This is a genomic window from Nonomuraea sp. NPDC050022 (assembly GCF_044460705.1).
GTDB lineage: Bacteria > Actinomycetota > Actinomycetes > Streptosporangiales > Streptosporangiaceae > Nonomuraea.
The window spans coordinates 145,709-167,849 of record NZ_JBITKE010000018.1; the positions used below are offsets into that span (position 1 = coordinate 145,709).

General features: G+C 69.4%; 22 protein-coding genes and 1 pseudogene. 12 read left to right on the forward strand and 11 right to left on the reverse strand.

Annotated elements, in window-relative coordinates:
- Positions 1–108: 108 nt before the first annotated feature.
- Positions 109–924, reverse strand: a complete 816-nt coding sequence (locus ACIBO2_RS52400) for an oxidoreductase (protein ID WP_358548157.1) — start codon at positions 922–924, stop codon at positions 109–111.
- Positions 925–1,063: 139 nt separating this feature from the next.
- Here ACIBO2_RS52400 and ACIBO2_RS52405 point away from each other — a divergent pair, with 139 nt between their 5' ends.
- On the forward strand, positions 1,064–1,687 hold the full coding sequence (locus tag ACIBO2_RS52405) for a TetR/AcrR family transcriptional regulator (RefSeq protein WP_358548159.1): 624 nt from the start codon (positions 1,064–1,066) through the stop codon (positions 1,685–1,687).
- Positions 1,688–1,873: 186 nt separating this feature from the next.
- On the opposite strand, the gene ACIBO2_RS52410 is transcribed toward ACIBO2_RS52405, so the two are convergent.
- Positions 1,874–2,026: a hypothetical protein gene (locus ACIBO2_RS52410; protein ID WP_358548162.1), complete on the reverse strand. Its 153-nt coding sequence runs from the start codon at positions 2,024–2,026 to the stop codon at positions 1,874–1,876.
- A gap of 235 nt (positions 2,027–2,261) precedes the next feature.
- On the opposite strand from ACIBO2_RS52410, the pseudogene ACIBO2_RS52415 reads away from it, so the two are divergent.
- The 3 genes and pseudogenes from ACIBO2_RS52415 to ACIBO2_RS52425 all read left to right on the forward strand — a co-directional run bounded on the left by ACIBO2_RS52415 (position 2,262) and on the right by ACIBO2_RS52425 (position 4,775).
- A pseudogene (locus tag ACIBO2_RS52415) lies at positions 2,262–2,805 on the forward strand (zinc-binding dehydrogenase).
- 954 nt (positions 2,806–3,759) lie between these two features.
- Complete coding sequence (locus tag ACIBO2_RS52420; RefSeq protein WP_358548168.1) at positions 3,760–3,978, forward strand: hypothetical protein; 219 nt, start codon at positions 3,760–3,762, stop codon at positions 3,976–3,978.
- 32 nt (positions 3,979–4,010) lie between these two features.
- Positions 4,011–4,775, forward strand: a complete 765-nt coding sequence (locus tag ACIBO2_RS52425; RefSeq protein WP_358548171.1) for a hypothetical protein — start codon at positions 4,011–4,013, stop codon at positions 4,773–4,775.
- Between the two features lie 177 nt (positions 4,776–4,952).
- On the opposite strand, the gene ACIBO2_RS52430 is transcribed toward ACIBO2_RS52425, so the two are convergent.
- Complete coding sequence (locus tag ACIBO2_RS52430) at positions 4,953–5,864, reverse strand: LysR substrate-binding domain-containing protein (RefSeq protein ID WP_358548174.1); 912 nt, start codon at positions 5,862–5,864, stop codon at positions 4,953–4,955.
- 97 nt (positions 5,865–5,961) lie between these two features.
- On the opposite strand from ACIBO2_RS52430, the gene ACIBO2_RS52435 reads away from it, so the two are divergent.
- Positions 5,962–6,390: a hypothetical protein gene (locus ACIBO2_RS52435; protein WP_358548177.1), complete on the forward strand. Its 429-nt coding sequence runs from the start codon at positions 5,962–5,964 to the stop codon at positions 6,388–6,390.
- Positions 6,383–7,945, forward strand: a complete 1,563-nt coding sequence (locus ACIBO2_RS52440) for a multicopper oxidase domain-containing protein (protein ID WP_358548180.1) — start codon at positions 6,383–6,385, stop codon at positions 7,943–7,945. The genes ACIBO2_RS52435 and ACIBO2_RS52440 overlap by 8 nt, the downstream gene beginning before the upstream one ends.
- A gap of 177 nt (positions 7,946–8,122) precedes the next feature.
- On the opposite strand, the gene ACIBO2_RS52445 is transcribed toward ACIBO2_RS52440, so the two are convergent.
- The 5 genes from ACIBO2_RS52445 to ACIBO2_RS52465 form a co-directional block, all read right to left on the reverse strand.
- Positions 8,123–8,818 carry an NAD(P)H-binding protein gene (locus ACIBO2_RS52445; protein ID WP_358548183.1) on the reverse strand — a complete coding sequence of 232 codons (696 nt, stop codon included), beginning with the start codon at positions 8,816–8,818 and terminating at the stop codon, positions 8,123–8,125.
- A 48-nt stretch (positions 8,819–8,866) separates the two neighbouring features.
- Positions 8,867–9,790: an RNA polymerase sigma-70 factor gene (locus tag ACIBO2_RS52450; RefSeq protein WP_358548185.1), complete on the reverse strand. Its 924-nt coding sequence runs from the start codon at positions 9,788–9,790 to the stop codon at positions 8,867–8,869.
- The gene (locus ACIBO2_RS52455) at positions 9,787–10,698 is read right to left on the reverse strand and encodes an NAD-dependent epimerase/dehydratase family protein (RefSeq protein WP_397304801.1); all 912 of its coding nucleotides are present in this window, start codon (positions 10,696–10,698) and stop codon (positions 9,787–9,789) included. The genes ACIBO2_RS52450 and ACIBO2_RS52455 overlap by 4 nt, the downstream gene beginning before the upstream one ends.
- 76 nt (positions 10,699–10,774) lie before the next feature.
- The gene (locus ACIBO2_RS52460) at positions 10,775–11,989 is read right to left on the reverse strand and encodes an RNA polymerase sigma factor (RefSeq protein WP_397304802.1); all 1,215 of its coding nucleotides are present in this window, start codon (positions 11,987–11,989) and stop codon (positions 10,775–10,777) included.
- On the reverse strand, positions 11,986–12,357 hold the full coding sequence (locus tag ACIBO2_RS52465) for a YciI family protein (protein WP_357955210.1): 372 nt from the start codon (positions 12,355–12,357) through the stop codon (positions 11,986–11,988). Before ACIBO2_RS52465 ends, ACIBO2_RS52460 begins: the two co-directional genes overlap by 4 nt.
- 201 nt (positions 12,358–12,558) lie before the next feature.
- Here ACIBO2_RS52465 and ACIBO2_RS52470 point away from each other — a divergent pair, with 201 nt between their 5' ends.
- The 3 genes from ACIBO2_RS52470 (at position 12,559) to ACIBO2_RS52480 (ending at position 15,578) form a co-directional block, all read left to right on the forward strand.
- Positions 12,559–14,052: an MFS transporter gene (locus ACIBO2_RS52470; protein ID WP_358548194.1), complete on the forward strand. Its 1,494-nt coding sequence runs from the start codon at positions 12,559–12,561 to the stop codon at positions 14,050–14,052.
- Positions 14,053–14,089: 37 nt separating this feature from the next.
- A complete protein-coding gene (locus tag ACIBO2_RS52475; RefSeq protein WP_358548196.1) occupies positions 14,090–14,554 on the forward strand; it encodes a MarR family transcriptional regulator in 465 nt (154 codons plus the stop codon).
- A gap of 118 nt (positions 14,555–14,672) precedes the next feature.
- Positions 14,673–15,578 carry an LLM class flavin-dependent oxidoreductase gene (locus tag ACIBO2_RS52480; RefSeq protein ID WP_358548200.1) on the forward strand — a complete coding sequence of 302 codons (906 nt, stop codon included), beginning with the start codon at positions 14,673–14,675 and terminating at the stop codon, positions 15,576–15,578.
- Positions 15,579–15,688: 110 nt separating this feature from the next.
- On the opposite strand, the gene ACIBO2_RS52485 is transcribed toward ACIBO2_RS52480, so the two are convergent.
- Complete coding sequence (locus ACIBO2_RS52485) at positions 15,689–16,585, reverse strand: alpha/beta hydrolase (protein WP_358548202.1); 897 nt, start codon at positions 16,583–16,585, stop codon at positions 15,689–15,691.
- 182 nt (positions 16,586–16,767) lie between these two features.
- On the opposite strand from ACIBO2_RS52485, the gene ACIBO2_RS52490 reads away from it, so the two are divergent.
- Positions 16,768–19,119, forward strand: a complete 2,352-nt coding sequence (locus ACIBO2_RS52490) for a M28 family peptidase (RefSeq protein WP_397304803.1) — start codon at positions 16,768–16,770, stop codon at positions 19,117–19,119.
- A 38-nt stretch (positions 19,120–19,157) separates the two neighbouring features.
- Here ACIBO2_RS52490 and ACIBO2_RS52495 read toward each other — a convergent pair whose 3' ends face one another.
- Entirely contained in the window at positions 19,158–19,412 is a 255-nt protein-coding gene (locus ACIBO2_RS52495) for a hypothetical protein (RefSeq protein WP_358548206.1), read from the reverse strand.
- Positions 19,413–19,553: 141 nt separating this feature from the next.
- Here ACIBO2_RS52495 and ACIBO2_RS52500 point away from each other — a divergent pair, with 141 nt between their 5' ends.
- Together ACIBO2_RS52500 and ACIBO2_RS52505 are read left to right on the forward strand one after the other, a co-directional pair.
- Positions 19,554–21,104, forward strand: a complete 1,551-nt coding sequence (locus ACIBO2_RS52500) for an alpha/beta hydrolase (RefSeq protein ID WP_397304804.1) — start codon at positions 19,554–19,556, stop codon at positions 21,102–21,104.
- Positions 21,105–21,159: 55 nt separating this feature from the next.
- Complete coding sequence (locus ACIBO2_RS52505; protein WP_358548211.1) at positions 21,160–21,384, forward strand: hypothetical protein; 225 nt, start codon at positions 21,160–21,162, stop codon at positions 21,382–21,384.
- Here the strand turns inward: ACIBO2_RS52505 and ACIBO2_RS52510 are convergent.
- Positions 21,368–22,132: an NAD(P)-binding domain-containing protein gene (locus tag ACIBO2_RS52510; RefSeq protein WP_358548213.1), complete on the reverse strand. Its 765-nt coding sequence runs from the start codon at positions 22,130–22,132 to the stop codon at positions 21,368–21,370. The genes ACIBO2_RS52505 and ACIBO2_RS52510 overlap by 17 nt on opposite strands.
- Positions 22,133–22,141 lie beyond the last annotated feature (9 nt).

Consider the following 22,141-nt stretch of genomic DNA (forward strand, 5'->3'; position numbering starts at 1 on the left):
TGTCAGCAGCCTTTTCCACGAGCGGTCGGACGACAGATGCTGATGCTGGCTTCGGTGTCTCTGGTTTTGGACATGGGCGTCTGCTCAGGCGCCGGGTGTCCTGCGGGGTCAGCCGGCCAGCCGGTTGAGCTTGCGGATTTGGTTGTCGAAGGCGCGCGAGGGCACGATCCGGCGCAGGAGGCTGACGCGTGCGGCCATCGAGCCGGCGGTGTACCGGAGCTTGGGCTTGGAGTCGGTGGCGGCCGCGACGATCACCTTCGCGACAACGTCCGGGTCGTCGGCGGTGCGCACGGCGGTGGCCAGCACGTCTCGGGCGATCTCCCGCTGCGCGGCGTAGACCGGCAGGGGCGAGTCGGGTGCCAGGCTGCTCGCCTCGAAACTCGTGCTTGTGTAGGCCGGCTCGATCAGCAGCATCCGGACGCCGTGCTCGCGAAGCTCGTGGTCGACGGACTCGGAGTAGCCCTCGACCGCATGCTTGGCGGCGGCGTAGACGGCCATGAAGGGCGCTGGGATCAGACCGAGTACCGAGGAGACGTTGACCACGCGGCCACTGCCCTGGGCGCGCATGCGGGGCAGCACTGCGTTTGTCATCCGCATCAGACCGAAGACGTTGATGTCGAAGACCTCCTTGGCCTGGTTGATCGAGCTCTCCTCGCCGGCGCCGACCGCGCCCACGCCCGCGTTGTTGACCAGGACGTCGATCCGACCGAACCGCTTGATCACCTCCTCGACCAGGGAGCGGACCGACTCGTCGCTGGCCACGTCGAGATCGAGGAACGTCACCCCGGCCAGCGGCCCGGCGTTCGCCGCGTTGCGGCTCGTGCCGACCACCGCGAAGCCGGCGTCCACGAGGGCGAGCGCTGCCGCCCGCCCGATCCCGGAGGAGGCGCCTGTCACAAGGGCCACTGGGGAAGCTGTCTGCATGGTGGTTCCTTCGGTTGCGGGCATGACTTCGTCGTGCCCAGTGCGGGGTCGCCAGGATGATTGTGTACTGAACTGTCAGAAACCTAGGCGGTTCTGTACTGAGTTGTCAAGTACGGCGGGTCGGCATTACCTTCGGCGTATGGCGAGACCACGAAGCTTCGACCGCGACCACGTCCTGCATGCCGCCGAGCGGCAGTTCCGCGCCTCGGGCTACAACGGCACGAGCGTCGACGACATCAGCTCTGCTACCGGCCTGGGCCGCGGCAGCCTCTACGCCGCGTTCGACGGCAAGCACGGCGTGCTGCTGGAGGCGATGACCGGCTACTTCGCCCGGCTGAGCCAGGGGCCGCGGAAGATGCTCGCCGGACCGGACGAGGGTGCCCTGGAACGACTGCACCAGTACTTGCTCCGCGCCGTCCATGGGGTGCCACTCGCCGCCGACGTACTCCCCGCCTCCGACCGGGCGGGGGCGGCCTGCTTCGCCGCCAAGATGGCCTTGGAGGTCGGCGCCTCCGACCCCGAGGTGAAACGCCTGGCCAAGGAGTGCTTCTCCGTGGTCCGGACGGCGGTGGCCGAGTGTGTGCGAGCGGCGCAACGCAACGGTGACATCGACCCCGACGCGGATCCCGACGACCTCGCGTACCTTCTGCTGACCATCATCCGCGGGACCGATGTCGTCGGCGCGTACGGCCACAGCCCCGCCCGCCTGACCTCGATCGCGGAGAGCGCGTTCGCCTTGTTGCCCCGCCCGCACCACCGCTGAGAAGGGCACGGCCGGCCTCGCCGCACAGGCACCTGATCCGGTCGGCCCCCTTCGACGCCGCGGCGGCACCGCCCGTAGGTTTACGCGCCGCCGGGAGGTCGTCTGGGCGATTGGCGAAGAACTGCGCCCGCATCCAGTCGAGTTGCTCCACCGCATGCGCGGTGTCGCCGGGCTTGAACTGCACGGTCAGTCGCGGAACGCCTCGCCGCCAGCAGACGGTGGTACTTCGGCCGCCGCTCCGCCAACTCGGACCGCGTTTGCAGGAAGGAGCAGAACCTGCTGGACATCGACATACAGGTCCACCGCGTCGACCAGCTCGTCCGGGTAAGGCTCACTCATAGCCACGATCTTTATCCCCGCGCGACCAGGGCGGGGCCGACTTCGCGACGAGATCTACGCACGACCACGTGACCTGCGGATCGGCACCTTCGCCGAGTCGATCGCGATCGACGCCGACGACGTCGCGATCAAGCCCTCCTCGCTCTCCTTCGCCGAGGCCGCCGCCGTACCCCTGGTGGCGCTCGCCGCTCAGCAGAGCCTCGTCGACCTCGCCGACGTCCGCCCCCGACAGAAGATGCTGGTGCACGCCGGCGCCGGCGGCCTCGGCTCGACCTCCATCCAACTCGCCAAGCACCTCGGCGCGTACGTCGCCACCACCGCCCACACCCGCGACATCGACAAGGTCCGAGACCTAGGCGCCGACGAAGCCATCGACTACACCACGACCGACTTCGCCGACGTCCTCAACGGCTACGACGTCGTCCTCGACTCGCTTGGGCCCGGCCAGCCTGAAGAAGTCGCTGACGGTCCTGAAGCCCGGCGGACTGGCCATTAGCGTGGTCGGCCCACCCGACCCGGCCTTCGCCGCGCAGCTCGGCCAGCCGCTCCTCAAGCCGGTCATGGCCGTGCTGAGCCGCAAGCTCCGCAGCCGGGCGAAGCGACTGGGCGTCCGGTACTCGTTCTTCTTCATGCGCGCCGACGGTGCCCAGCTCAAGGCCATGGCAGCCCTGTATGACGCCGGCACGCTGCGCCCCGTGCTCGACCGCACCTTCGACTTCGACGAAACCTCGACGCCCTCGCCTACGTCGAGCAGGGCAAGGCCAACGGCAAGATCGTGATCACCCATTGACCAAGACGTCGGTGGACCCCCGTTGCCTTTTGACCGTCCCCAGCCGGGACGGCTCGGTGGGCACCAGGTTCCCGAACGTCGTTGCCCCGGTGCGGTGTAAGGCGCGGGTGGCGCTCTGTGCCGGGTCTGGGGGTAACCATCTGCCAGGCGCTGGCGCCGGTGGCCAACGTGCTGGCGAGCCATGCGGCACGCTGAGTGGGGCCGTGTGATCGCCCTGGTCAGCGACATGACTATCCCTTTCTTTCGTACTTGGTCTGCCCCCCTCCAGCACATCCACGACGGCCCCACCCCGATCATCGCCGACGCCCTCGGCTTCCATCTCGTGGCCACGGCCAAGCTCGGGACGATCCTCAAGCGCAGTTCGGGCGAGGAGTCCCGCCCTAACCCACCCTCGCCGCCGCCCGGGTGCTGGGTTCCTGAAATGACAATGAGCGGAGGCCTCAAGCCTCCGCTCACGTCCGGGGGATCCGGTGCGACGGGTTTCCCCCCTTGGTTGCGCGTCCGCCGTCTTGTCGTGTTCCAGTCGAGCAAGGGAAAGCCGGTACGCACCGCCCCGCGATCTTGTTGCCTCTGTCGCGCGACAGGTTCGAGTATCAATCATTTAGCGCTTACTCGAAAGTAGCTTTTACAGTCTGTGACAGATGTTTACGGTTTTGACTATATTTAATACTTCCTTGGACGGCGATGCACAGGAAGATCATCTAAGGCCTAAAGTGCGGACGGGATGCGACATGTCCACAAATGGAAAATAAATTGTTACGACTTTGCGTCTGGGCGCGAGAAGGGCCACTATTGGTGTTGCGGGGCAAGACATTCCGCAACGGGTCGGCTGTGCGAGGCCGACCCTTCTGCGTACCTTAGACATGTTTGCCCCGAAGTGTTCCAGTCGCACAAGGGAGTGGCTGACGGGCCCTCCCTTGTGTTTTCACGCAGGGGAGAGGTAGTGAAGTTTACCTTCAAGGCTGAGATCAGCCCACCGCCCTGGCTCATGGCGGTGATCCACACCGTGGTGGCCGGTGGGGGCGTGGTCTACATGGAGATCGCCCAACAGCCGACCGTCGTCACGACGGCGATCGTGTTCATCATGGGTGTGTCTTACGGTCGCATTCTGACCACGTCGGCCAGGCGCAGGGCAGTCGAGACCAAGAGCGGGCACGCGTGAGTAGCCCCGTACCCCCAACCGCGCATTCCGCCATGACGCCCATCGCAGCATCGGAAAGCCTCGCAACATTCGAAGGGCTGTTGACGGCCCTCTTGGAGATTCAGACCCAGGGACAGGACTGGCGCCAATACTCATGGCCTCCTGGCACGAGTACCGGCGTGCTGAGGCAGGCGCTCAACTCGGGCCTTCAGCTCCCCGCCTGGCGGATGGTCAACAGCCTTCTGGTCCAGCTGGGAGCGCCGGAATCGAGCCTGCCGGACTTCCACGCCGCCTACGAACGGGCGAAGCTCTACCGTCCATGGTCCGACACCATCCGCATTAGCCAGGACGCGGACCATGCCGGCACCGGCATGTACGTCATCCACAACACCGGCGGCACAGTCAATGTTCAGGCCGAACGTCGATATCCCCGGAGAACGGAGCGCCTTGCTGAACCGGTTATCCAGGACGCGCCCGGCTATGACCTCAAGCCCGATCCGTTCACCGCGAATTCCGTCTCTGAACTGGAAGAACTCGCTCGGGAGTTTTGGCGGTGGGCTGGTACACCCTCTACTCGCCAGCTCGCCGAGCAGTCCCGCGGTGCGTTCTCTCACGCCACTGTAGCGAAGATCATCTACGATAAGCCGGGAAAACCGCCTCTGAAGATGCAGTACTTGCTGGGGCTTATCCGTGGATGCGGGGGCGACGCGCAAGAGCAGCAGCAATGGGCGAGTGCGTGGAGAATTCTTAATCGGACCACGGCCACCAAGCGCGAGACGAGGCCCGCGCTGAAGGTCTGGACAACTCGAGCAGGATGATCTGGGGAGCTTGGAGGACCTAGCCTGGCTGCCTCGTTCTCGGGGCGGCCCCTCACGCGCATGCCTCAAACGACCTTGAAAGAATGAACCCCCGGCCGCACGGGCTGGGGGTTCGGTCATGCCGTCATGTTGATGGCGGTCTGGGAGGTTGCTGGTGACCTCGATAGACCGAACCGCTTACCGGGCGTGCCGCGGTCTCTCCTGCGGTTCGCCGGTGACCCAGTTCCAACTGGTGATCGTGGTGCGCATCAGGCGGGCGGCGGTCGACAGGTGGCTGTCGGCGCCCCAGTACAGCGTGAGCGCGCGGCGGCAGTCAGGGCTGTCGACGGTGATCGCGGCAAGGGGAGCACGGACCGCGGTGTGCCGGGCGAAGGCAGGGACGAGGCCGATGCCGAGCCCCGCGCCGATCAGGTCGGCGATGGCGCTAAGCTCGTCGACCTCACAGACGATCTTCGGTGTGCGGCCTCTGGCGGCGAAGAGCCGGTCAAGGAGCCGGCGCTGCCAGTGCCCCTTGCGGGCGGCGACGAAGGGCTGGTCGGCGAGTTCGTCGATGCTCACCGAGGTACGGCCCGCAAAGGGATGGTCGAGTGATGTGGCCACCCACACCTCCTCATCGAGCAGCTCAACCGCCTCCAAGCCCTCGGCGTGGATCGGCTGCGAGGCGACACACAGATCGACCTCTTGGGCCCGCAGGTGGCGGGCCATGTCCTCGGCCGCCGCCCAGCGGAGTTCGACCTCCATGGAGGGATGGGCTCGCTTGTAGGCCGCCAGCGGCCGGGTGAGGGTGAGGAACGTCTCCGACGCCAGCCGCACCGTGCCCACGCCCTCGCTGGTGGCCTCGGCGACGGCTCGCCGGCCCGCGTCGAGCTCGCCGAGAGAGCGTTCGACGTAGTCGCGGAAGAGCTTGCCCGTGTTGTTCAGCCGGAGCCGACCGCCGCGGTCGAACAGCGGTGTGCCCAGTTCGCTCTCCAAGCGGGCGATGGTACGGCTCAGCGATGGCTGGGCGACGCGCAGCTCGTCGGCCGCGCGGCTGAGGTGTTCGAGCCGCGCCACCACCAGGAACTGCTTGAGCGTGTTCAGCTCCATCATGCCCCTCATTACATAACAGTATAGCGATATTGATCTTAGACAAGATAACCCACGGGCCATAGCGTCGAGGCCGGACAACGAAAGGGGGGGATATCCCATGCTCACCATGCCCGCGCATCGGACGACACCGACGGGGTGGACACTGCGGGCCGTCGTCAGCGCGCATGTGGTGGCGGTCGTCGGCCAGCCGGTGTTCGCCGGGGCGTACCTGACCGGTGACTTCGACAGTCTGCGCTGGCACGCGATCGGCGCCGACGTGGTCACCTCCATCGGCTACCTGCAGGTGGTCGTGGCGATCGTGGTGTGGATTCGGCTGCGCCGGGTCTGGCCGTTCCTGGCCACGATGGCGGTGGTGGCGGCCGAGACCGTGCAGTACTTCGCCGGGTTGGACGGCGCGCTGTGGTTGCACATCCCGTTGGGTGTGATGACCGTCGTCGCGCTCGTCGTGCTGTTCATCGCCGTCTGGCTGGGCGGCGGTCACGTACGTGACGACAAAGCGCCGCGGCGGGAGGTCCACCATGCGTGAGGGTGTGACCCGGCGGCGGATTCTGGGCATCGGCGGGGCGCTCGGGCTGATGGCGGCCACCGGGCTGTCCGCCTCGGCCGCGCTGGCCCGCCGCCCGTCGATGACCGGTGCCGAGTTGCGCAGTGCCGTACCGCTGCCACCGCCGTTCCAGGTGCCGCTGCCGATTCCCGCCGTGCTGGCGCCGGTCGGCACCTCGGGCGGAGCCGACCGGTACGAGATCACCCAGCGTGAAGCGAGCGCGGAGATCCTGCCCGGGGTCAGGACAGCACTATGGACGTACGAGGGCACCTTCCCCGGACCGACGATCGAGGCGCGCCGCGGCCGGCCGATCACTGTGACGCACCACAACGAGCTGCCCGTACCGACCGTCGTACACCTGCATGGCGGACGGACCCCGGCGGCCTCCGACGGGTACCCGACCGACCTCGTCCTGCCCAACGGTTGGCCGCAGGCAACCTCGCACATGGGGCACGGACACGATCCGCGGGCGGCAGTGACCGAGCTGACGCGCGACTACACCTTCCCGCTGGATCAGCGCTCCGCGCTGCTGTGGTACCACGACCACCGGATGGACTTCACCGCCCCCGCGATCTGGCGCGGCCTGGCCGGGCTGCAGATCGTCCGCGACGACGCCGAGGACGCCCTCGGTCTGCCCTCGGGGCGGCGCGAGCTGCCCCTCATGATCGCCGACCGGGCGTTCGCCGCCGACGGCGGCCTCGCTTACCCCGCCCTGCCAGGGCGGCCGGGCGTACAGGAGCCGTACCTCGCCGGTGTCCTCGGTGACGTGATCCTGGTCAACGGTGCCCCCTGGCCCGTGCACGAGGTCGACGCGGCCCGCTACCGGCTGCGCGTCCTCAACGCCTCCAACGCCCGTCACTACGAGCTCGAAGCGGTCAGCGACGACGGGCGCCCGCTCGACCTCGTCCAGATCGGCGCCGACCAGGGACTGCTCGCGGCGCCGGTCACCCACCGGCTCCTGCCGATCGCCCCCGCCGAACGCTACGACGTGATCATCGACTTCGCGGGCCTGCCGGTCGGCAGCCGGGTGAGAATCGTCAACCGGCTGGGCTCCGGGCGTACTCGCGACGTGATGGCCTTCCGCGTCGCGCGCAAGGCCGCCGACGACAGCCGCATTCCCGGCACCCTGTCCACGGATCTCCCGGACTGGCGCCGCTCGGAGGCCGTCAGGACGCGCGAGTTCTCCTTCCGCACCGGGCGAATGCACGGCGACCACGGCTGGCTGATCGGCGGGCTGCCGTTCGACCCCGCCCGCTCCGATGTCACCGTCGGTCTCGGCGATGTCGAGGTGTGGCGGCTGGTCGCCGACGTCCATCACCCCGTCCACCTGCACCTGGTCGGCTTCCGGGTGCTCTCGCGCGGCGGCCGGCCGCCGCTGCCGCACGACGCGGGGCTCAAGGACACCGTCTCACTTCGGCCGGGCGAATCGGTGGAGATCATCACCCGTTTCGACGGCTACCGCGGCCGTTACCTCTTTCACTGCCACAACGCCGAACACGAGGACATGGGCATGATGGCCAACCTTGAGGTCAGCTGAGTTCCTATGGAGCCTTCACCGCGCCGTAGTGTCAGTCACGAGGTTCGGCCTTGTGGGCGTGGCGTCGGCTGGACGAGCGTCGAAGACGACTGGTGAGAGCCGGTGCTGGTATGAGCTGACCGAGACGACCCGGGCGTCGCCGGTCTCTCGCAGCGCGGCGGTCTGAGCCCATGAAGGTCAGCTCTTGGCGAGTGCTTCGCGGCGGATCCACCGCAGCAGGGTGGGGTTTTCGACAGTGGTGATGACGCTCACCGTCGTACGGAAATAGCGATCGTCGTCCAGCAGCGCCAGCATGCTCGCGGCCAGGTCCGTACGGGCGGTGAACCTGCCGTCGGCCTGGCCCTCGACGAGGGTGTAGTCGGTGGGCGAGGGCAGGTGGTAGAGCCCGCTCGGGCGCACGATCGTCCAGTCGAGATCGCTGGCGCGGACCAGCGTCTCCATCCGCCGCATGTCGTCATAAAGCGTCTTGCCCAGCACCTGCGTCACGTACGGCAGCACTACTCGGTTGAACAGGAAACCGCCGTCGGAGTACGAGTGCGGGGCGACCCCGCTAGAGCTGACCACGGCGAGGCGACGCACCCGATGCCGCGCCATAGCGGCGACGATATTCGCCACACCCCGCGAATAGGTGCTGATCGGCTCCTTCCCGGCGGGCACCCCGAGCGTCGACAGCACCGCGTCCCGCTTCGCCACGGCGGCGTCGACGGCCGCCGCGTCGAGCACGTCGGCACCGACCACCTCGAGCCGATCATGGCGCAGCGGAAAGGAGTCCGGCTGCCGGGTGACCGCGGTGATCCGATGCCCGGCCGCGAGGGCCTGGCCGGTGAGCAGGCGGCCGGTCGGACCGTTGGCTCCGAAGACTGTGATGAACATGACGGCTGTCCTTCCTTGGTTACGACACCATCAGGTCGGCGCGTATGGTCAGTTCGTGGGCCGGCGGGCCTGGTTCGCCTCGCGAACGACCGCCCAGGCGTCCGCCACCGGACCCAGGTGTCGCAGCTTGTCGGGGTTGAGCACCGCGCGGATCGTCTGGATCTGCCCGTCGAGGGTGTCGAGCGCCAGGATGTTGACGACGTTGCCGTCCCGGTCGCGGAAGATGGCGCCCGGCCGGCCGTTCACCTCGTGCGGCTCCACGACGCCGCCGATCCGGGCGAAGGGCGCGACGATCGCGGCCAGCGTCCGGGCCACGTTCGCGGCGCCGAAGACGCCCTTGCCCCACAGCGGGGCCTTGCCTCCGCTGTCACCGATCATCTGGACGTCGGCGGCGAGCAGTTTCCGCAGGCCGTCGACGTCCCCTTCCCGGAAGGCGTCGAAGAATCGCTCGGCGAGTTCGGCTCGCTCCCGTCGATCGGCCTCGAACCGGGCGCGGCCCGCGTCCATGTGGCGGCGCGCCCGCACGGCGAGCTGGCGGCAGGCCGCCTCCGACCTGCCCACCGCCGAGGCGACCTCCCCGAAGCCGAACCCGAACACCTCCCGCAGCACGAAGACCGCCCGTTCGAGCGGGCTGAGCCGCTCCAGCAGCAACAGGGCCGCCATCGATACGGAGTCGGCCAGCTCCGCCGACCGCTCCGGATCCTCGTACGGATCGGCGAGCAGCGGCTCGGGGAACCACTGCCCGGCGTACTCCTCCCGCCGGACGCGTGCCGAGCGCAGCACGTCGATGGCGATCCGGGACACCGTGGCCGACAGGAACGCCTTCGTCGAGGCGGGTCGCGTCGGGGATGCCTCGTAGCGCAGCCAGGTCTCCTGGACCGCGTCCTCGGCCTCGCTCACGCTGCCCAGAATCCGGTAGGCGATGGAGAACAGCAGCGGCCGTAGCTCCAGGAACTCCTCAGCGCGCGTCATGCCAGCTCCTCCTTGAAGCCCTGCCGCCAGGAGGGGTAGCGCAGCTGCCAGCCCAGCTCCCGTTTGGCCTTGGCGTTGGAGAAGCCGCGCCCCTGGGTCATCATCGCCACCGCCGTACTCCCGGCCAGCGGCCGGGCAAGCCACACTGGAACCCGCATCGGCGGCTTCGCCCCCGCGCATGCCGCCAGGTAGGGCAGCCACTCACGGGCCGGGGCCGGTTCGTCGTCGACGATGTTGAACACGCCCTTCACCTTGCGTTCCACGGCCAGGAGAGTGGCGCTCGCCGCGTCGTCGAGATGCACCCATGAGCTGTAGCCGGCGCCGTTCCCGACGACCGGGTACTGCCGCTTGCGCACGAGCTCGACCTGGTCATCGGTGGCGCCCGGCCCGTAGAACGCGCCGTAGCGCAGGACCGCGCCGCCGGCCTTGACGACCACGTCCTCAAGGTGGCGGATCGCCGCCGCCCCCTTGCCCGTGCTCGTCGGGTCCAGCGGGTCCTCCTCGGTCTTCACCCATCCGCCCTCGCGGATGCCGTTCCAGGAGCCATAGCTCTGCGCGACGAAATGGGACACACCGGTCGCTTCGGCGGCGGCCAGCAGATGGTCCGTCCCCTCGGAGCGCAGCCGGTTGGTGGCGGCGAACCAGCGGTCGAAGTGCTTGATATCCGGCTTGCCGGAGATGGCGGTCATCTGGTGCACGATCACGTCCGGCCGGGCCTGGGCCACCGCCTCACCGACTGACACCGCATCCAGCCCGTCCATCACGACCGCCTCGGCGCCCAACTGCCGCAGCAGGCCCCGCTTGGCCGTGCTCGTCGTCGTCGCCGTCACCTCGTGGCCACGCGCCACCAGCAACGGCACCAGCCGCCGCCCCAACACCCCGGCCCCGCCCGCCACGAACACCCGCATGACCATCACCTTCCGGATCCCAGAGCTTGTCTTCGGAACCCGAGACGAGACAGCCCGCCCATCTGTGACATGCCGCCTAGAACGTTCGCACCCGGCCGGCCCGGGACTCCAGGTAGCGCTGCTCGGCGATACTGGCCGTGGACTTCGCGGCGAGCCGGAAGTGCTCGTACGCCCCCGCCGCGTCTCCCGCCTTCTCCAGCAGATGCGCCCGTACGGACAGCAACCGGTGATGCCCGGCCATCCGCTCGTCACTGTCCAATGTGGCCAGCAGGGCCAGCCCGGCCTGCGGGCCCTCGGTCTCGGCGAGCGCGATGGCCCGGTTGAGGGTGACCATGGGGTTGGGCGCGATCCGTTCCAGGACCAGGTACAGCGCGTGCACCTGCGCCCAGTCGGTCGCCGCGGCCGTGTCCGCGTCGTCGTGCGTGGCGGCGATGGCGGCCTGCAGCTGGTAGGGCCCCAGCGCGGGGCCGGCCAGTGACACCTTGACCAGCTCGGTGCCCTCGTCGATCAGCGCGCGGTCCCACTTCGTACGGTCCTGCTCGTCCAGCGGCACCAGGTCGCCGTTCGCCGTCGTACGCGCCTCACGGCGGGCGTCGGTCAGCAGCATCAGCGCGAGCAGCCCGGTCACCTCGTCGTCCTCGGGCAGCTGCGCGTGCACCATCCTGGCCAGCCGGATCGCCTCGTGCGCGAGGTCGGTGCGGTGCAACTCGCTGCCCGAAGAGGCGGTGTAACCCTCGTTGAAGATCAGGTAGAGCACGTGCAGGACGACCCGCAGCCGCTCCTCGCGCTCCGCGCCCTCCGGCAGGCTGAACGAGCTGCCGGCCGCCTTGATGCGCTGTTTGGCCCGGCTGATCCTGGCCGCCATCGTGGCCTCCGGCACCAGGAACGCGCGGGCGATCTCAGCGGTCGTCAGGCCGCCGACCGCACGCAGCGTCAGGGCGGTCTGAGAGGCCGCGGTCAGCGTCGGATGGCAGCACAGGAACAGCAAGACGAGCGTGTCGTCGGTGTCCGGCACGTCCTCGGGCACCACTTCGGTGGCTGTCGCCGACTCCCGTTCGCGGCGCGCGTGGTCACTGCGCATCTGGTCGATGAGCCGCCGGGACGCGACGGTCATCAGCCAGCCGCGCGGGTTGTCCGGCAGCCCCTCGGCCGGCCACTGCACGGTGGCGGCGAGGACGGCCTCCTGCAGGGCGTCCTCGCACGCCTCGAACTGCCCGTTCCGCCGTACCAACATGCCGAGGACCTGCGGCGTGAGCTCACGCAGCAGGTCCTCGATGGCCGATGTCGTCATGCCTCCAATTGTCCGTCAGCGAACATCACCTGTCGCACCTCTACCCCCAGACCCTCGATCGCGGTGTCGGGGATCTGCGTCGCCAGCTCGATCGCCCGCTCCTTGTTCTCGCAGTCGATCAGGTAGAAGCCGCCCAGATACTCCTTCGCCTCCAGGAAAGGGCCGTCGGTCACGACCGGCTGGCCGTTGCGTACGGACACCACGGCAGCCTGCGACGGGTCGACCAGCGCCTGGGTGGTGATCAGCTCGCCGGACTTCTTCAGCGCCTCGATGAACGCGCCGTGGCCGTCGCCGATCGCCGCCTTCTCCGCGTCGGTCAGCGCGTCCAGCACGGCCGGGTTGATGTGCATGCTGATCAGGAACTTCATTTTGTACTCCTCGTGGTCGCGAGCCCCGGCCGGGGCCCTTCGACCGGTTGGTCGGAGCCGCCGCCGTCGTCTTGACATCCCCCCGCCAAAACTTACCCGCGTCTTTTTCGCTGTCGCGCGACCGCGGCGATGTCAAGAAGCTCGCGACCGCTCCGACCACCCGGCGAAACGTCGATCGAACAACAAACGGGAGTTTCGGATATGCGAGTCAACCGGGCGTGGCTGGGACTGATCGTCCTGGTGCTGCCGACCTTGCTCGTCGCGATGGACATGACGGCGCTGCTTCTCGCGCTCCCACAGCTGAGCGCCGGCCTGGGCGCCACCAACGTCCAGCAGCTGTGGATCAGTGACAGCTATGGATTCATGGTGGCCGGCCTGGTCATCACCATGGGTACGCTCGGCGACCGGATCGGCCGCCGCCGGCTGCTGATGATCGGGGGAGCGGCGTTCGCGGTGCTGTCGGTCGCCGCGGCCTTCTCGGTCAGCCCGCTGATGCTGATCATCGCGCGTGCGCTGCTGGGCGTCGCCGGCGCGACCCTGATGCCGTCCACACTCGCCTTGATCACCAACATGTTCCACGATCAACGGCAGCGTGGGCAGGCCATCGCGATCTGGGCGACCTGCCAGTTCACCGGCGGCGCGCTCGGGCCCGTGCTCGCCGGATTCCTGCTCCAGCACTTCTGGTGGGGATCGGTGTTCCTGGTCGCCGTGCCGGCGATGGCGTTGCTGCTGCTGGCCGGGCCGGTCCTGCTGCCGGAGTTCCGCACCGACCGGGCCGGTCGGCTGGACCTGGCCAGCGTGGGTCTGTCGCTCGTGGCTGTGCTGTTGATGGTGTACGGCATCAAGCAGCTGCCGGTCGAGAGCGTACCGGTCGTCCCGGCGGTGGCCCTGGTCGTCGGCGCGGCCATCGGAGTGCTGTTCGTACGCCGGCAGCTGCGGCTGGACACGCCGCTGCTGGACCTGCGGCTGCTGCGCAACCGCCCGTTCACGGCCGTACTCATCGCGCTGGTCTTCGCCGGCATCGCCATGGCCGGTACGGGCCTGCTGGTGACCCAGTACCTGCAGAGCGTGCTGGGCTTCTCGCCGGTCGCGTCAGCGCTGCTGTTCGCGCCCATGGGCCTGGGTACGGCGCTCGGCACCATGGCCGCGCCCACGCTGGCCCGGCGGATGAAGCAGCCGACCGCCATCGCCGGCGGGCTGGTGGTGTCGGCGCTGGGCAGCCTGCTGCTGGTCGGCGTCGGCGGGGCGAGCGCCCTGCCGCTGGTGATGATCGGCATCACCGTGCTGGCTCTGGGCACCGGTCCGCTGTTCGCGCTGGGCACGGGGCTGGTCGTCGGGGCCGTACCGCCGGAGCGCGCCGGATCGGCGGCGTCGATGTCGGAGACCAGCAACTACTTCGGCGGTTCCCTCGGCTTCGCGCTGCTCGGCGTGGTGGCCGCGGTGGTCTACCGCGGCCAGATGGACGGCACGTCCGACTCGCTGGCCGGCGCGGTCGCCGCCAGCCGGCACCTGCCCGCCGGCCAGGGCGCGGAACTGCTGCACGCAGCGCGGGAGGCGTTCACCGCTTGCGTGCACGTCACCGGCGCCATCGCCGCCGTCATCTTCGCCGGGCTGGCCGTACTGATCCTGACCATGCGCCCGGCGACCCGGACCACCCCGGCCGCACTTCCCGATTACGAGACGGCTCGCTCATAGCGGTAGTTCGTCCCACGAAGTTTGTTAGCCTGGGCCGGTGAGTAAAGATGTCGAAGGCCAGATCGGGACGGTGGCCGCGCTCGTACGGTCTACCTTTCTGGTGAATGCCGTGTACGCGGATTCCGCCCGCGAGTACGGTCTCACCCAGCAGCAGGGCCAGTTGTTGTGCGTCTTGATGCCGCAGCCGTACGGCATGAGCGAGCTGGGCGCGATGCTCGGCCTGGCCAAGTCGAGCCTGACCGGCCTGGTGGACCGCAGCGAACGCAACGGCCTGGTCCAACGCCGGCCCGACCCGCAGGACTCCCGCGCGGTGCGAGTGGCGCTCACCCCACGGGGCGCCAAGCTGGTCGACGAGTTCTACGCCGAGACCTGCCGCCGCGTCGAGGAACTGACCTCGGGATTCGCCCCGGCCGAACGCGACACGCTCGCCGCGCTGCTCGGCCGGATCGTGGCGGACAACAAGGTGCCCACCGTCTTCGTGGAACCGGATCGCCCGCGCTGAACCGCTGCGCGAGAGTTGCAGTTCGTACTACGAACTAATATGGTTCGTAGTACGAACTCAACGCGCCGCGCGGCACACCGGGGCGCGCTGACGATCATTCGCAGAGAAAGGCGGCACGTTGTCCGCACATAACGTCGTCTTCGGTTTTGGCGCGCATTCCAGCATCGACGACATCCCCGAGCTGTTGCGCTTGGTCCAGCAGGCCGACCAGGACGGGCTGGACATCTTCACCTTGTCCGACCATCCCTACATAGGCGGGCGCCTGGACGCCTATGCCGCGCTCGGCTTCATCCTCGGTCGTACCCGGCACATCGCCGGCTTCGCCAACGTCACCAACCTGCCGACCCGGCCGCCCGCCATGCTGGCCAGGACGGTGACGTCGCTGTCGGCGCTGTCGGACGGCCGGATCGTGCTCGGCATGGGCGCGGGCGGGCTGTGGGATCGCATCGCCGACATGGGAGTGCCGCGGCTGACGCCCGGCGCGGCCGTGGACGCCTTCGAGGAGGCGATCGTCCTGATCAAGCTGCTGTCGGGCGGCGGCCCGCCGGTCACCTACGAGGGCAACCACTACCAGGTGCACCAGATCGAGCCCGCTCCCGTCGCCGCGCCGCCCGTGTGGACCGGCTCGGTCGGCGCGAAGTCCCTGGCCGCCACCGGCCGGGTGGCCGACGGCTGGATCCCCGGCCACGCGGCCGACTGGCTCAGCGAACGCTACCGAACCTCCCGGCCGATCATCGACGACGCGGCGGCGTCCGTCGGCCGCGATCCGAGCGAGATCCGTACGGTCTTCAACTTCCCCGGACGCATCACCGACCAGCCGCTGCCCGCCACCCGCGACCGCGACGGCCGCTGGCTCGGCGGCTCCGTCGGCCAGTGGGTCGAGGAGCTGACCGGAGCCGTGCTGGAGCACGGCGCGTCGGGCTTCACGCTCTTCTCCGACGGCCATGGCGCCGCTGACCTCACCGTCCTGGCCCGCTGGGCCCAGGAGATCGTCCCGTCCGTCCGCGAGGCGATCGCGAAGTAGCGCGACACCGGCCGCGTGCCGCTCGCCGGGCCGGCGCGGTCGCGGGCCACGGACAGCTCTTCGTCTTCACCGAGCAGCCTTCCTTGGGCCGGCTACCAGAGAGGGTCGCCTCACTCGGCCAGGGCGCGGCGCAGGGCGGCGCCGAGTTCGGCGATCTGCCGCTGCGACACCTCGGCGGACAGGATCGCCTGTGACCCGTGGAAGGTGCCGGGCCACTGGTGCAGCTCGGCCGACACGCCCGCCCGCAGCAGCCGCAGCGCGTACGTGACGCCTTCGTCGCGGTTCGGGCAGAATTCCGCGGTGGCGATGTAGGCGGGCGGCAGTCCGGACAGGTCGTCGGCCCGCGCTGGGGCGGCGTACGGCGTGGCGGGCGTGGAGCCCAGGTAGTGCCGCCAAATCGCGGTGACTTTGTCGCGATTCATCCACGGCGTGTCGGTGAAGTGCCGCGCCGACCAGGTCTCCTGCCGGTCGTCGAGTCCGGGCTGGTTGAGCAGCTGGAAGCGGATGGGCGGCCCTTGCTCGTCACGCGCTCGCAGCGCCACCGCCGTCGCGAGTCCGCCACCGGCGCTGTGGCCGCCGACCGCGATCCGTTCCGGGTCGCCGCCGAGCTCGGCGGCGTTCTTGGCCGTCCAGGTCAGCGCGGCGTAGACGTCGTCCAGGGCGGCCGGGAACCGATTCTCGGGGGCCAGCCGGTAACCCACCGAGACCACCACCGCGCCGGAGACGGCCGCGAGCCGGGCGGCCCAGGGGTGCTCGGTGTTCAGGTCACCCATGACGAATCCGCCGCCGTGCAGCCAGACGATGGCGCCCTGCGGGTGGCGCGGGCGGTAGATCCGTACCGGCACGTCCGGATCGGCGGGCACGATGCGGTCCTCGATCTCCAGGTCACCGGTGTCGGGTGGCGGCAGCGCGGCGGCCAGCGCGGCGAAGTTCTCGCGTTCGGCGACCGGGTCGGTCAGGTCGGCCTTGGGGAACAGCGGGATGAATGCTTCAAGTTCGGGATCCATGTCAGCCATCTTCATGGTTGCGACCTACGGGATCATCCGCCATCCGTCGGACGTTCAGCCTCGATCACGCACCGCTCGGCGCTCTGCTGCCCCAGCTGGAACAGGGCTGCGGAAAACCGCAGGTGTGAACGGGTGAGCGCCTCATTCCGCGAGGTGCGTGGCCCGGCCTAGCCTTCCTGGCCATGATCGGAAAGTTGTTCGACGTCCCACGGCGGCTGCCGGCCGGGCTGGCGGCCCTGCTCACCCTGATGGCGGTGATCATGCTGTCCGCCATGGCCGACAGCACCATGCAACCCCTGCCGGCCAGCGCCCCGAGCGCGCGGTTCAGCGCCGAACGCGCGCTGGCGCACCTGAAGGAGTTCGCTGCTGAGCCGCGGCCCATCGGCAGCCCGGCGAGCGGCCGGGCCAGGGACTACCTGGCCCGGCAACTGCGGGCGGCAGGGCTTCAGGTCGAGATCCAGCGTTCGGTCGGTGCCTGGTCTTCCGCTGGGCTGGCGGCGTTCGGCCAGGTCGACAACATCGTGGGCCGGCTGCCGGGAACGGGCTCGACCGGCACCGTGCTCATCGCCGCGCACTACGACTCCGCGGCCATGGGACCGGGTGCCTCCGACGACGGCGCCGCGGTGGCCGCGATGATCGAGACCGTCCGGGCGCTGCGCACCGGTCCCGGCATGCGTAACGACATCGTGCTGCTCATGTCGGACGGCGAGGAGGACGGCGTGCTCGGCGCCGAGGCCTTCGTCCGCGACCACCCCCTGGGCAAAGCCGGCGGCGTGCTGCTGAACTGGGAGGCCCGCGGCGTCAGCGGCCCCTCGTTGATGTTCGAGACCACCGCCGGCAACTCCCACCTGGTCGAAACCTTCGTCAACGCCGTCCCCGCGCCGCGCGGTCACTCCGCCATGGTGGAGGTCTATCGGCTGCTGCCCAACAACACCGACTTCACCCCGCTGACCAAGGCCGGCTTCACCGGCATGAACTTCGCCTACATCCAGCGTTCCTCGCTGTATCACACCGCGGGCGACTCCATCGCCAACCTCAACCGGGGCAGCCTGCAACATCACGGCACCAACATGCTGGCGCTGACGCGCGCCCTCGGCGACGCGGACCTGCGGACGCTGACCTCCGATCAGGACGTCACCTACTTCCGCGCCCTCGGCACCATGATCACCTACCCGGACCGGCTCGTCTGGCCGCTGGCGGTGCTGGCCCTCCTCGCGGTGGCGGGCCTGGCGGTGCTGGCCCGCATCAGGCGACTGCTGAGCCTGCCCCGGCTGATCGCGGCCGCGGTCTCGGCCGTGGTGCCCTTGGTGCTGTCGGTCGCCCTGGCCCAGGGATTGTGGGAACTGCTGGTGGCCTGGCGGCCCGCCTATGACCTGATGGGTGGGCTGCTGCACCGCCCGCGGCCGTACCAGGCGGCGATCGCGGTCCTGTGCGCGCTGGCGGTTCTCGGCTGGTATCTGGTGCTGCGGCGCAGGCTCGGTCCGGCGGCGCTGACCGTCGGGGCGCTGACCTGGCTCGCCGGGCTGGGCGTGCTGTGCGCTCAGGTCGCTCCCGGCGCGTCCTTCCTGTTCGCCCTGCCGGCACTGCTGGGCGCGCTCGGCTGCCTGGCCGCCGCCTTGTCGCGCGGACCTGCCTGGGCGCGGGCGGCCGCGGCGCTGCTGGGCCCGGTCACGGCCGCGATGCTGCTGCCGTCCCTGGCCGGGGACGTCTTCGACGGGATGGGGCTGGCACTCGGCGGGGTGAGCGCGCTGATACTGGCGCTGTTCGGACTGGCCGTGGTGCCGATCGCGGAACTGTTCCTGCCCGATTCCGCCACCCGCCGCCTGCCGGATCCCGCCGCCCGGCCGAAACGCGCCGTCCTCCTCCCCGTGTCTCTGGCGGCCCTTCTCCTGACGACGGGACTGATCGCCACCGGGCTCGTGGCGGACGACTTCGACGCCAGTCAGCCGCAGCGCACACACCTGGCCTACGTCATGAACGCCGACACCCGCACCGCTCACTGGGTCAGCGCCGACACGGACCCGCCACAGTGGACCAGGCAGTACGTGACCGGCCACGACACCACCACGCTGCCCACCGGGTACGCGCGAGGCACGCTGTGGACCGGTCCCGCACCCGCGATCGCCGCCGACGGCCCGCGAGCCACCGTCCTGGCCCACCGCGAGGGCACGCTCAAACTGCACGTGACAGCGGGGAAGGGCGCGCGCTCGCTGACGCTGAGGCTCGACCAGCCGATCAGCCACACCACCGCGTCGGCCGGCCGGTTCGGGTCGGCGAGCGTCCCCGTGACCGGTACGCGAGCCGGAACCTGGCCCTCAGAGATCCGCTTCCGTGGCATCCCCGCCCAGGGAGTCCAGATCACCCTGCGCGTACCGGAAGCGGACCGGATTCGCCTCACCGTCATCGGCGAGACCGACGGGCTGACCGCGGTGCCGGGCTTCGTCCCCAGGCCACCGCACCTGGTCGCGGCCACCAGAGAGGACGGCGGCCTCATCGCGGTCACCCGCGGTTACACCTTGACCGGCGACGCTTAGACTCACCTGCCGTCCGGCTCGGCGAGGGCGCGTGGTGATCACGGGTCGGCCGTCGCGGGTGCGGACCTGTCCATGTCGAGCAGAACCATCTTGTCGTGATCGGTTGTCCCCGGCTCGGCGTAGAACATGACGAAACGCTGGGCCAGGGTGCCATCCAGCGGCATCGATTCGTAACCGACGCGCGAGCCGAGGAAGATCGTCCAGCCCAGTTCGGCGAGCCGGCGGGCCGCCTCGAAGCCGAGTCCCTTGTTGCCTCCGGTGATCAGCACCGAGGTCTGTCGCGAGTTCGTCATGCCCCATGGACGACACGTTCCGCCCGGCTGTGATGCCGTGTGAAGCACCTCGCATCCGCCCGGCCGTCATACCTGCGGATGAGGTCACGTCCATACCTTCGCTCGATTCCCTTCTGACCGGAGGCGGTCAAAGATCGGGGCATGCGAAGATTCGTCGCCCTGTTATCGGGGCTCACAATCCCGCTCCTCTTGATCACGCCGGCCACGGCCACCGCCGAGCGGGCCGAACCGGCCCCTGCCGCGATCTCCTGGACGCCGTGTCCGGAGGTTCCCGAGGTGGACTGCGGGACGATCACCGTTCCCGTCGACTGGAAGCATCCGGAAGGCGGCACCTTCCAGGTCGGGGTCGCCCGCCGCAAGGCCACCGACCCGGCGGCCAGGATCGGTGTGCTCACGCTGGGGGCCGGTGGCCCAGGTGGTTCGGGAGTGAACCTGGTCCTCACGAGCCCGCGCCGCTTCAGCCCCGAGGTGCTGCGCCGCTTCGACATCGTCGGCCTCGACCCGCGCGGCACGAACCGGAGCCACCCCATCCTCTGCTCCACGGACCTGCTGACGCAGGCGCCGGAGCCGCTCATGAAGAGCCAGGCCGACTTCGACCGGATGGTCGCCTACAACAAGCGCCTGCGCGACGACTGCCGGGCGCGTACCGGCCCGCTGTTCGACCACGTCGACTCGCTCAGCACGGCGGCCGACCTCGACGCCTTCCGCGCCGCGCTCGGTGAGCGGCAACTGTCGTTCTGGGGCGGTTCGTACGGCACCCTCCTCGGCCAGTTGTACGCCGAGCGCTACCCGAAGCGGGTCCGCGCCTTCGTCCTCGACAGCACCATGGACCACAGCCTGGGCACGCAGGCGTTCATGGACACCGAGACGTGGGGCGCGCAGGACGCCTTCAACGAGTTCGCGGCCTGGTGCGACCGGGACAGCCGCTGTCTCCAGCACGGCCAGGACGTCAAGGCGTTCTGGCGGGGGCTGCTGGAGCGGGCCGATCGCGGTGAACTGCACGTACCGGGGGAGCCCGACGTCCCGGTGACCGCGTTCGTGATCGCTAACGCGGCGCTGGGCGCCTTCTACGATCCCTTCAACTGGCTGGCGCTCTCCCAACTGCTCGCCGATCTTGACACTGGCCGGGCGGCGGGTGACAGCACGTTGCGGATGTCGCTCACCGGCGCTCCGAAGACCAGCGCGGAGGAGGTCAGCCCGAACCCGTTGCAGATCTTCTGCCTGGACTACCGGCTGCCGATCCGGGACTACCGAGAGTTCGCCGGGCACCTGCGCCGTATGGCCAAGATCGCGCCCGAAATGCGGTACAGCCCGATCGCGCTCGCGACGAGCGTCGCCTGCCTCGGGACGCCGGGCCCGATCCCCAACCCGCAGCATCGCCTGAACGTCCGCACGGACACGCCGCTGCTGGTCGCCAACTCCCTGCACGACCCCGCCACCGTCTACCCGTGGGCACTGGGTGCGACCCGCCAACTGGGGCGTTCCGGGCGGTTGCTCACGTACGAGGGCTGGGGGCACATCGTCCTGGGGCGTGGCGCGTGCGGCAACCAGATCATCGAGTCCTACCTGCTCACGCAGACACTCCCGGCGAAGGGAGCCCGTTGCCCGGCGGTCCCGCCCGCTGAGGTGAGCACGCTCGGCGAGCCCGTCGCTCCGCAGCCCGGCACACCCGGCTGGGGGTTCCGCTTCTGACGGCCACCCCCTGGAGCTCCTGATCACCACCCACTCGTGCACGTGTCGCGGACACGTGCACGAGTGCTTGATCGACTTCGAGGCCCCACGCCGCGGAATCACCACAGGTCACGGCTATATCCGACCGAAACTTCGTCAGTGCTACCGGGACCCCACCGAGCTCAGCCTCATCCCGCCCGCGCTGGCCCTGGCCGGCTGGGCCATGGAGCACATCACCGACATCGAGGCCGGCAGAACCGCGTACGAGGCCCAGCACTCACCGGCTAGTTCAGATCGGTGAGAAGGTCGTCGAGGGCCTTGCCGAGGGCGTCGGAGTTGGCGGGGTTGAACCAGGTGGTGCGGATGCGCTCGTTGCTCCCGTTCGGGGTCTCGTGATCGGCCGCGAGCCGTTGCAGCGAGCGGGTCTCGTCGCTGAGGGAACGGCCGACGCCCTGGAAGAGGCCGCGTACGTAGCGGTCCGCGTCGTCGGCGGCGATGCCGTGCTCGACGGCCCATGACGCGAGCGTGGCGAGGAAGGAGTAGTGGGTGGTCAGCGTCCCCGTCAGCGCGGAGAAGATGTTGAAGGCCGCCTCGTCCGCGGCCGGTTGCGCCCCGCCCAGGTGCTCGAAGAGAGCGTCCACCACCGGGTGCGACGGGTAGGTCACCGTGACGCAGCGACGCTCTCGTACGGTGGGCAGGGGGATGGCCCGCACCAGCGGCGCGTCCGTGGCGAGCGTCCGGCGCAGCTCGTCGTTGCCGACCCCGGCCATCAGGTTCACCACGACCGTGCCCGCGTCCACCCGCAGCCCGGCCAGCGCTTCGTGCCGGTCCGGTCGCCGGACGGCGATGATCACCACCTCGGAGCGATCCACCACCTCCTGGTTGTCCGCGCATACCCGCACGCCCTCGTAGCGCTCGGCCAGCTCCGCGGCGGTGCGAGCGCCGCGCGGGGAGAGAAAGACCTCCGGCGACTCACCGCCCCCGTCACACAGGCCCATCACGATGGCCCGCCCGATCTCGCCCACTCCGATGATGCCGATGCGCTGCACAGTGTCCGC